Genomic DNA, 10,015 nt, shown 5'->3' with positions numbered 1-10,015 from the left:
AGATTTAATGGAAGACTACCTGCGCCGCATCCCGAATGACCCTCATGGAGAGCAATGGCTCAAAGTTATTCACGGAACAGGTGGTAAGTGTGCGCCTTCAAATAGTCTGGACAGCCAATAAACTGCAGACTTAGTATTTCAAAAATGGGCAGAGTCATTTAGCCTGATCGTTGCCAGTGGCGTTGACCACATCGCGTCCGATAGACCCGCGATTTCCCGTCACGGCTCGCGCTTATGGCGTCGAGCAAAGCGCAACCGCTAATCAACTACCCGCGGCCATCTTCTTCAGCGCTGTCATCAGGGCGGCGCGTGTCTGCGCCGTCGGCCGGCCCAGCCCGCCCCGGTGCGTTGGCGGGATGTGGGCCACCGGATCGCCGTCCATCTGGAAGATATAGTGCGCGAACATGGCCTGCCAGTAGCTGCGTTCGGACGGCGGCAGATCCTTCAGCGCCAGCAGGGCCGACAGGAAGGGCGCCATCGGGTTGAGCAGGTTATCCGGCGCCCCGCCCCACCAGTAGTTGACCAGCACGTTGAAGGTGTCCAGCGACTGGACATGGTGCCACCAGTATTTCGGCACATACAGGGCGTCGCCGGGTTCCATCTGCGCGACCTGGGCCGTCTCAAGCGCGTCTTTCAACCGCGGAAACTTAGCGAAATCGGGTTCCTCCAGGCTGGCCAGGCTGATGGCGCGGCCGGACGGCGTGTGGTCCATCGGGCCGATATAGAGGTTCTTCACCTGCTCCGGCGGGAACAGGATGAAGCGGCGATGGCCGGCGGCGACGCAGGCCAGGTTGTGATCGTGGTCGTTGTGGGTCTGGGCGCGCGTGGCATTGCTGATCCAGATGCGCGGCACGATCTGGGGCGGCAGGACCGGGTTGGGATGGTCCGCGGCAAAGCGCGGCAGGTGGTCCGGCGTCGGGGTTGACTGAATGTAGGTGTAGAAGGGATTCGGCTGGTCCATCGCCGCCAGGAGCTGGTCGATTCCCGCTGACACGGTCTTCGACCGCTTGTGAAAGTTGAAGTCGTGCATGTCCGGCGCGTAGGCCAGGCGCCCCTTCATGCCGCTATGGCCCTCCATCACCGTCGTCGGCTGTCCGTTGTCGAGCGATTTGAGATAGCTGGCGACGGCCTGCGCTGAGGTCCTGGCCAGTCCGACCGCCGGCCAGTCCGCAACCAGACCTTTCAGCAGGATTGGGCGGCCCGCCTGAATCACGGCGGCAAAGGATTCGGGCGTCGCCGGGCCCGTGGTTTCGACAGCCGGGAGGGCGGAAATGTGGTCCATGGGTGACGGTCTTGGTATGATGGTGCGTACGACAGGGCCACAGGTAGGCTATGGTTTGGCGGCTGACAAGGGCGGATCCTGCCCTGGTCTCGCGCCCGATGTACACGTGCAATCGTTATTTCCTGTGACCGGCGTATATGTCTGCGTAATGCGGCCGTTGCGGGGTGTCTGGCCAGGTTGTCAGGCCAGGTTGTTTGGCCAAACTGTGACATTCATGCCATTGTGGCGTGGATTGTGGCAAATCCTGCCACAATCAGGCTAGCCAACCTCATGTCATTTCTATAACAATTGGAAAGACGAAATAATTAATCAGGTTGAGAAGCGTTTACAGGTCGGCCCGTCAGGCCACCTCCACAATCCACTCGAATTTTGACGCATCCGTCAAAATCAGTGTGGTATCAGGTGGATTATGTGACGGGTATCAGGTTATGACCTGGTTTACCAAATCGCTTTATAAGCTGACGCGTTCGTTTCGGTTTCAGTGGTCTACACCGGCAGGAGCTCGGGCCTGGCGTAAGGACAATTAGGGAGAAGAAGGTATGAAGATTTCTAAAGGCAAGGGCCTCGCTGGCCTTATGCTCAAGGGCGGGGTTTCGGTTCTCGCCCTGACGGCGTTTGCGGCCGTAGCGGCTCCGGTCGCGGCTCAAGACGCTCCGGCGGCTGACGCCGGCGATGCCGTCGTCGTCGTCGGCGTTCGCCGCTCGCTGAAGAGCGCGCAGCAAATCAAGCGCGACGCCGATACGGTTGTCGATTCGATCACGGCCAACGACATTGGTTCGTTCCCGGACAAGTCGGTCGCCGAAGCGCTGCAGCGCGTTGCCGGTATCACGGTTAACCGCTTTGCCGCCGCTTCCGATACGGCCCACTTCTCGGCCGAACCGTCGGGCGTTCTGGTCCGCGGCCTGAATCAGGTCCGTTCGGAATTCAACGGCCGCGACACCTTCTCGGCCAACTCCTCGCGCGGCCTGTCATGGGGTGACGTTTCGCCCGAACTGATGGCTGGCGTCGATACCTACAAGAACCAGACCGCTGAACTGATTGAAGGCGGCATCGCCGGCTCGATCAACCTGCGCACCCGCGTGCCGTTCGATTCGAAGGGCCGTCTGATGGCTCTGTCGGCCGATATCGGCTACGGCGACCTGGCCGAAAAGGCTACGGGTGAATTCTCGGGCATCTATTCCGACCGCTGGACGATCGATGGCGGCGAAGTCGGCGTCATGCTGAACTTTGCGCACTCGGACGTCGCCACGACCAGCCAGGGCATCCAGCTCGGCCGTATGGGTATCTTCTGCGCCTCGCGCTACTCGCTGACCGACGTCAGCACCTGTAAGACGAACCAGTTCGGCCAGAACAACGCCGACACGCAGCACAACTTCGCCTATATCCCGGTCAGCAGCGCCTATCGCGACAACAACTATGACCGTACCCGTGACGGCCTGGCTTTTGCCGCTCAGTGGCAGGATGCCGACCGCACCAAGCTGGCTACCCTGCAGTTCAACACCTCGACCTATACCAACGAGTGGCATGAACGCGTTGTCCAGGGCAGCTATTTCGACCTGTGGGCGCAACCCCTCGGTTATCAGGTGACCAACGGCACCGCCATGGCCGAGCTGGACGCCAACAACCAGTTCACTTTCACCGATGAAGGCCTGTTCCAGAGCGGTCTGATCACCTCCGACATCGGCTGGTGGGGCGGCGACAACGCCGGTTCCGCACAGGTGGCTAAGAACAGCGCTGGCACGCAAATGGTCAATGCCTGCTACGGCTGGAACGGCTGTTCGCCCGCCCGTCGTGGTACCGGTCTGGGCACTGCCACGCGCTACAGCATCAACGAACAGACCACGTCTGACCTGTCGTTCAACTTCAAGTGGGACGTCAATGACCGCCTGAAGACGAACTTCGACATCCAGTACGTCAAGGCGAGCGTTGAGAATTACGATATCGAAGTTGATATCAACTCGTACGCCAACATCAATCTGGACATGACGGGCGACTATCCGGTCATGGATCTGCGTAAGCCGCTCAACGTCAACCAGATTTCCAACGCGCCTAACAATGCGTGGAACGGCCTGTCGAACCCGAACAGCTACTACTACAACGCGGTCATGGACCACACCGAAGATTCGGAAGGTACCGAGTTCGCCACCCGCTTCGACGTTCAGTATTCGATGGACGGCTGGCTGGAAACCATCAAGGCCGGTGTCCGCTACGCCAACCGCGAGCAGGACGTCAACTGGTCGACCTACAACTGGAAAAACATCTCCAACACGTACAGCAACAATGCTGCGACTTGGAACATCGACACCTCGGCGCGTCCGGGCGGTTCCAGCCTGTACAACATTTCCGAATTCGGCACGGAATTGCTGCACGGCGAGAACCTGGTGACAGGCGCCAACCAGTTTGCCTTCTTCAACTTCGATATCCTCGAGGACCGTGCCGCCCTAAGCAAGGCGATGAGCCAGGCCAGCACCGGTATCGGTGTGTGGACGCCCATCTGTGACCGTCCGAACGAAGTGGCCAACAGCTGCTACACGCCGGCCGAAATCATGGCGATTGGCGAAAAGACCTCGGCCATCTACGTCCAGGCCAAGTTTGGTGGCGATCACACGATCTTCGGCTTCGATTACAGCGGCAATATCGGTGTCCGCTATGTCGAAACCCAGATCACATCGAAGGGCGGCGGCGTTCAGTTCCCGAACGGCTTCGAATACGCAGCCAACAACTGCGACGTCGGCCTGACCCAACTGCAGATCGACCAGGCCCTGGCTGCTGGTCAGTTCGCCGTGGCGCCCAACTGCGTCACCAACCACTCCGTTGACGACGTCACCTTCCGCGATGGCGCAATCACCAGTGACCCGCAGTTCCCGGCCATCGCCAAGAACAAGCTCGGCAACTTCCTGCCCAGCTTCAACATCAAGGTCAATCTGACCGATCAGTGGCTGGTCCGTTTCGCCGCCTCGCGCGCCATGTCGCGTCCCGATATGGGCCTGCTGCGCAACTTCTTCTTCGTCCAGGGCTCCACCCTGACGCAGCAGGAACTTGTCGCCGGCAATCCGAACATCGTCTACGGCACCGGGGTCAACCTTCCGAACGGAGATCCGCAGCCCAACCGCCGCGTCAACTGCCCCGTTGGCCAACCCTGCTCGTACAACGGTTACCGTTACACCGCCTCGTCGGGTAACCCGTACCTGAAGCCGACCACGGCCGACCAGTTCGACGTCACCGCCGAATACTATTTCGGCTCGGTGGGTTCGCTTACCTTCAACCTGTTCTACAAGCAGTTCCACGACTACATCCAGAACGGCACCCGTTCGGTCGTCACTCTCACGCACAACGGCGTGACCCGTGACGTCCTGCAGACGGGTCCGGTCAATGGTGAAGGCGCGTCGATCAAGGGTTACGAAATCGCCTATACGCGTTTCTTCGACTTCCTGCCGGCACCGTTTGATGGCCTGGGTATCCAAGCCAACTACACCCACCTGAAGAACACCGGCATCAAGAATGCCGGTCTGTCCAGCACCACGGCCGGTGGCCTGGGTACGGGCGGCGGCGGTGTCAACGCCCAGTTCGACAGCATCACCGTGGACCGTCTGGAAAGCCTCTCGGATGACGCCTACAACGTCGTGCTGATGTACGAAAAGGGTCCGCTGGCTATGCGTGCCGCCTATAACTGGCGCTCAGAATACCTGGTCACGGCGGCTGACTGCTGCGTCGGCTACCCGATCTGGCAGGATGCGGCTGGCTTCCTTGACGCCTCGATCCGCTACCGCGTCAACGACAACATCGAACTGAACATCCAGGGTCAGAACCTGCTGAACACGGACACCGTCCTGATGCAGCAAGTCGACAACCGCGGCACCAAGCTGCCGAACGCCTGGTTCCAGAACGACAAGCGTATTCAGGCCGGCTTCCGTCTGAAGTACTAAGCGTCCTGATCCCTCATGGGGGCAAGGGAGACGCGCCGCAGACCCAGTCTGCGGCGCGTCTTTTTTTTCGCAGGGACCCACGATCCGCTGCGCTTGATTGGCAGGGGCGGAGCCTGTACGATTCTCCGATAAAAATACCGCGCATACCCGCGGCACCGAGGACACCATGACCCAGCCAGTGCCCCTGAAAGTCGTCATTATCGGCGGCGGAACGTCCGGCTATATGACGGCCGCAGGCCTCGTCGCCCTGGTGGGATCGGCCGTCGCCAGCGTCCGCCTGATCGAATCGGACGACATCGGCACGGTCGGGGTCGGCGAGGCTACCTTGCCGCAGATCAAGGAGTTCAACGACGCCCTGGGGATCAACGAAGCCGAGTTCATGCGCGAAACCAAGGCCAGTTTCAAACTGGCCATCGAATTCCGCGACTGGGGCAGGATCGGCAACAGCTACCTGCACCCGTTCGGCGCCTTCGGCCAGCCGGTCCGCGGCGTTGAGTTCCAGCACCTGTGGGCGCGCGCGCGCAAGATGGGCATGACGACACCTCTGGAAGCCTATTCCTACGCCATCGTCACCGCCCGTCAGCTCCGGTTCGATTTCCCCTCAGACAATCGCCAGTCGCTGAAATCGACCTTTTCCTACGCCTACCACTTCGACGCCGGCCTTTATGCCGCCTATCTGCGCCGTTTCGGCGAGGCGCGCGGCCTGGTTCGCACCGAAGGCAAGGTTACCAGCGCCGCCCAGGCGCCGGACAGTGGCCGCATCACTTCGGTGACGCTGGAAAGCGGCGAGGTGGTCGAAGGCGACCTGTTTATCGACTGCTCCGGCTTTATCGGCCTGTTGATCGGGCGCGAGATGAAGGCTGAGTGGGAAAGCTGGACGCCATGGCTGCCGTGCGACCGCGCCCTGGCCGTGCCGTGCGAACGTGCCGGCGATTTCACGCCCTATACGCGGTCGACGGCGCTCGAGGCCGGCTGGCAATGGCGCATTCCCCTTCAGCACCGCACCGGCAACGGCTATGTCTATGCCAGCAGCTTCATCAGCGACGACGAAGCGGCGGCCCGCCTGCTGGGCAATCTGGATGGCGCCGCCCTGGCCGATCCCCGGCCGCTGCGGTTTTCCGCCGGGCGCCGCAAGAAGTCCTGGACGCGGAACTGTATCGGCATCGGCCTGGCCTCGGGTTTCCTGGAACCGCTGGAATCGACCAGCATCTATCTGGTCCAGATCGCGGTGATGAACCTGATCGCCCTGTTCCCGACGCGGGCGTGGAATCCCGGTCTGGCCACCGAGTTCAACCGCTTGATGGACATCGAATACGAACGGGTGCGCGACTTCCTGATCCTGCACTACCACGCCAATTCCCGCGACGAACCCCTATGGACACACATGCGCGAGATGACGGTGCCGGACAGCCTGACGGCGCGGATCGAGCAGTTCCGCCACCGCGGCCATCTGGTGCGCTATCGCGACGGCCTGTTCAACCCGGCCAGTTGGCTGGCGGTGCTGACCGGCCAGGACATCGTTCCCGAAGGCTATGACCGCCTGGCCGACAGCCTCGATGAGGACACGATCCGTACCAAGCTGGAGGAAATCTCCGAACGCATCGCTGTAAATGTCGACATCATGCCAACACACGCCGACTTCATCCGCGACTATTGTTACATCCCGCCGGTGCGTGAATCCGAGGGCGTGCCGGCATGAGCCCCGAAATGACGCCCGATCTGATGCCCGACCCGATCCATGACCTGATCCATGACTTGGCCCAACCGATACGCAAGCTCGTTATCGTTGGCCGCGACGCCGCCGCCTGGCTGGCGGCCAACGCCCTGGTCCGGGCGCTCGGTCACGCGCTGACGGTCGAAGTCGTTGAACTGCCCTCGCTGTTGCGGCCGTCCGATGTCTATGCCAGTCAGCCGGCCCTGAGTTCGCTGCACGGCATGCTGGGCCTGCGCGAAAGCGACCTGCTCAGTGCCGTGCGAGGCGTCTACAGCCTGGGTCAGAGTTTCGCCAATTTCAGCCGGTCGCGGCCCGCCTTCTTCCATCCTTACGGCGTCCACGGCGCTATGATCAACGGCCGGGCTTTTGCCCAGGTCTGGCTGAAGGCGCGTCAGGGCGGCATGCGGGTCGATTTCGAGGATTTCTCGCTCAACACGGCCGCCGCCAAGCAGGGCCGCTTCTTCCTGCCCAACAGCCATACCGACAATCTGGGGCCGTGCGACTTCGCCACCCACCTGAAGGCCGTGCCCTATGTTCAGGCGCTGAAGCGCGTAGCGCTCAGCCTCGGCGTGTCGGTCCGGCCGGCGCGGCACATCGAGGCGCGGATAGATCCGGTGAGCGGCGACGTCACCGCCGTCGTCCTCAGTGACGGCAGCGAAGCCGTCGGCGACCTGTTCATCGACGCCACCGGCACGGCCAGCCTGCTGCTGGGCGAGGCGCGGAAGGTCGGTTTCGACAGCTGGCAGCCGTGGCTGCGTTTCGACCGTACCGTCACCGTTTCGGCGGATGCGCTGGCGGTCATTCCAGCCTATTCTCAGGTCCGCGCCCTGGAGCAGGGCTGCCTCCATCTGGCGCCGGTCCGCGACGCGACCTCGCTGACCTTCGCCTTTGCCGGCGGTCTGATGACGGACGACGACGCCTTGCAGACGGCCGCCATCGTGACCGGCCTGCGCCTGCGTCAGGATGCCGTGGCGGACGACTTGCACTGCGGGCGCCGCCAGGCCGTCTGGGACGGTAATGTCATCGCCCTGGGCGAGGCCGCCGCCGTGTTTGATCCGATCGATAATCTGGGCCTTCACGCCGTGCATCAGGGCCTGGCCAACCTGATCTCCCTGTTCCCCCTCGATACGACCCAGGTACCTGAGCGGGCGGAATATAACCGTCGCATGGCCAGCCATTTCGACCGCCTGCGCGATTTCCAGATCGCCCACTACAAGCTGAACCAGAATACCGACATGGAGGTGTGGGACGCCTTGCGTACCATGCCGGTGCCGGATGAGCTGGCCTACAAGATCGAGCTGTTCCGCACGCGCGGCATCATCGCCCAATATGATGACGAAACCTTCGAAACCGACAACTGGCTGTCGATCTTCTTCGGCCATGGCCTGATGCCGGACTCCTACGACCCCCTGGTCGATGCTCTGCCCGAGGACCAGTTGATCCAGACCTTCCAGCGCATGCTGGGCGTCATCAAGACCGAGGTCGCCGCCATGAAACCCCACGCCGCCTATCTCGAAGCCGGCAAGACCAGGACTCACGCCTGATGGACGCTCAGATCAGAAACATCGTCATTGTCGGTGGCGGTACGTCCGGCTGGATGACGGCCGCCGGCCTCTCGCGCGTCCTGGGTACGCAAAACTACACCATCACCCTGGTCGAATCGGAAGAGATCGGCACGGTCGGGGTCGGTGAAGCCACCATCCCGATGATCCGGATGTACAATGACCTGCTCGGCTTCGACGAGGATGAGTTCGTCCGCCAAACCAATGCCAGTTTCAAGCTGGGTATCGAGTTCGTCAACTGGCGCCGGGTGGGACATACCTATTTCCACCCGTTCGGCACCATCGGCGTCGATACCGACGGCGTGCCCTTCACCCACTTCTGGCAGCGCCTGCTGGCCCTGGGGGGCAGCGACGACTATACCCGTTTCAACCTGGAATCCCAGGCGGCGCGCCAGGGCCTGATGGGGCGGCTGACGGATGGCAATCCGATCAAGCTCAACTACGCCTTCCATTTCGACGCGGCGCTCTACGCTGGCTTCCTGCGGCGGTATTCCGAGGCGCGCGGGGTGGTGCGCAAGGAAGGCAAGATCGTCAAGGTCAACCAGGATCCGCAGGGCGGTCATCTCACCTCGGTGGCGCTGGAGGACGGCCGCCTCATCGCCGGCGACCTGTTTATCGACTGTTCGGGGTTCCGCGGCCTGCTGATAGAACAGACCCTGAAGGCGGGTTACGAGGACTGGAGCGCCTGGCTGCCGTGCAATCGCGCCGCTGCCGTACCGACCGAACGGGCACGGCTGGCCGACGGCAGTGACGCACCGACAACGCCGTTCACACGCTCGACTGCGCAGGAAGCAGGATGGCAGTGGCGCATTCCGCTGCAGCACCGCACAGGCAACGGCTATGTCTTCTGCAACGAGTATGTCAGCGAGGATGAGGCGATCGGCAAGCTGCTGGGGCGTCTGGATGGCAAGCCGCTGAAGGATCCCAAGATCCTGCGCTTCGTCACAGGGCACCGCCGCAAGATGTGGGACAAGAACGTCATCGCCCTGGGCCTGGCGTCGGGTTTCCTGGAGCCGCTGGAATCGACCTCGATCCACCTGGTCCAGGTCGGGCTGGCCAAGCTTCTGACCTACTTCCCCAAGCGCGGCATCACGCCGGCCATCGCCAGGCGCTATAATGACGAGATGCTGGCGGAGTATGTCAACGTCAAGGATTTCCTGATCGCGCACTACCATGTGACCGAGCGCGACGACACGCCCTTCTGGCGCTACTGCAAGAACATGAGCATTCCCGACAGCCTGAAGTCGCGCCTGGATCTGTTCGCCGCCACCGGCCAGGCGGCCGTGCTGCCGACGGAACTGTTCAAGGAACAGAGCTGGTTCTCGGTGCTGGTCGGCCAGGGGGTGTTGCCGCGCGACTACCACCCGGTCGCCGACGCGGTCAGCGAGGATGAAGTGCGTCTGCGCGGCTCGCGCATGCAGGCGGCGATTCAGGCGCGGATAAAGCCGTTGGTGAGCCACGATGCCTTCATCGCCCGGCATTGTGCTGCCGCGGCGATGTAGTCGATAGAGCGGCAATTGGCTTTGACTCC

At 62.1% G+C, this 10,015-nt stretch carries 5 protein-coding genes; 4 read left to right on the top strand and 1 reads right to left on the bottom strand.

Features of this window, described 5'->3' with window-relative positions; genetic code table 11:
• Positions 1-262 precede the first annotated feature (262 nt).
• Complete coding sequence (locus ABI_RS14645) at positions 263-1,282, bottom strand: cupin-like domain-containing protein (protein WP_006273811.1); 1,020 nt, start codon at positions 1,280-1,282, stop codon at positions 263-265.
• 539 nt (positions 1,283-1,821) lie between these two features.
• On the opposite strand from ABI_RS14645, the gene ABI_RS14640 reads away from it, so the two are divergent.
• The 4 genes from ABI_RS14640 (at position 1,822) to ABI_RS14625 (ending at position 9,986) form a co-directional block, all read left to right on the top strand.
• Positions 1,822-5,208, top strand: a complete 3,387-nt coding sequence (locus ABI_RS14640; RefSeq protein WP_006273810.1) for a TonB-dependent receptor — start codon at positions 1,822-1,824, stop codon at positions 5,206-5,208.
• Positions 5,209-5,374: 166 nt separating this feature from the next.
• The gene (locus tag ABI_RS14635; RefSeq protein WP_006273809.1) at positions 5,375-6,907 is read left to right on the top strand and encodes a tryptophan halogenase family protein; all 1,533 of its coding nucleotides are present in this window, start codon (positions 5,375-5,377) and stop codon (positions 6,905-6,907) included.
• Positions 6,904-8,466 (top strand): tryptophan 7-halogenase, encoded by a 1,563-nt coding sequence (locus tag ABI_RS14630; RefSeq protein ID WP_006273808.1) that lies wholly within the window; start codon positions 6,904-6,906, stop codon positions 8,464-8,466. The genes ABI_RS14635 and ABI_RS14630 overlap by 4 nt, the downstream gene beginning before the upstream one ends.
• Positions 8,466-9,986, top strand: a complete 1,521-nt coding sequence (locus ABI_RS14625) for a tryptophan halogenase family protein (RefSeq protein WP_040309297.1) — start codon at positions 8,466-8,468, stop codon at positions 9,984-9,986. Before ABI_RS14630 ends, ABI_RS14625 begins: the two co-directional genes overlap by 1 nt.
• Positions 9,987-10,015: the final 29 nt, after the last annotated feature.

The organism is Asticcacaulis biprosthecium C19, from assembly GCF_000204015.1.
Lineage (GTDB): Bacteria > Pseudomonadota > Alphaproteobacteria > Caulobacterales > Caulobacteraceae > Asticcacaulis > Asticcacaulis biprosthecius.
Note: the sequence above shows the minus strand (reverse complement) of the source record. Positions and strands in the feature narration are given on the sequence as shown.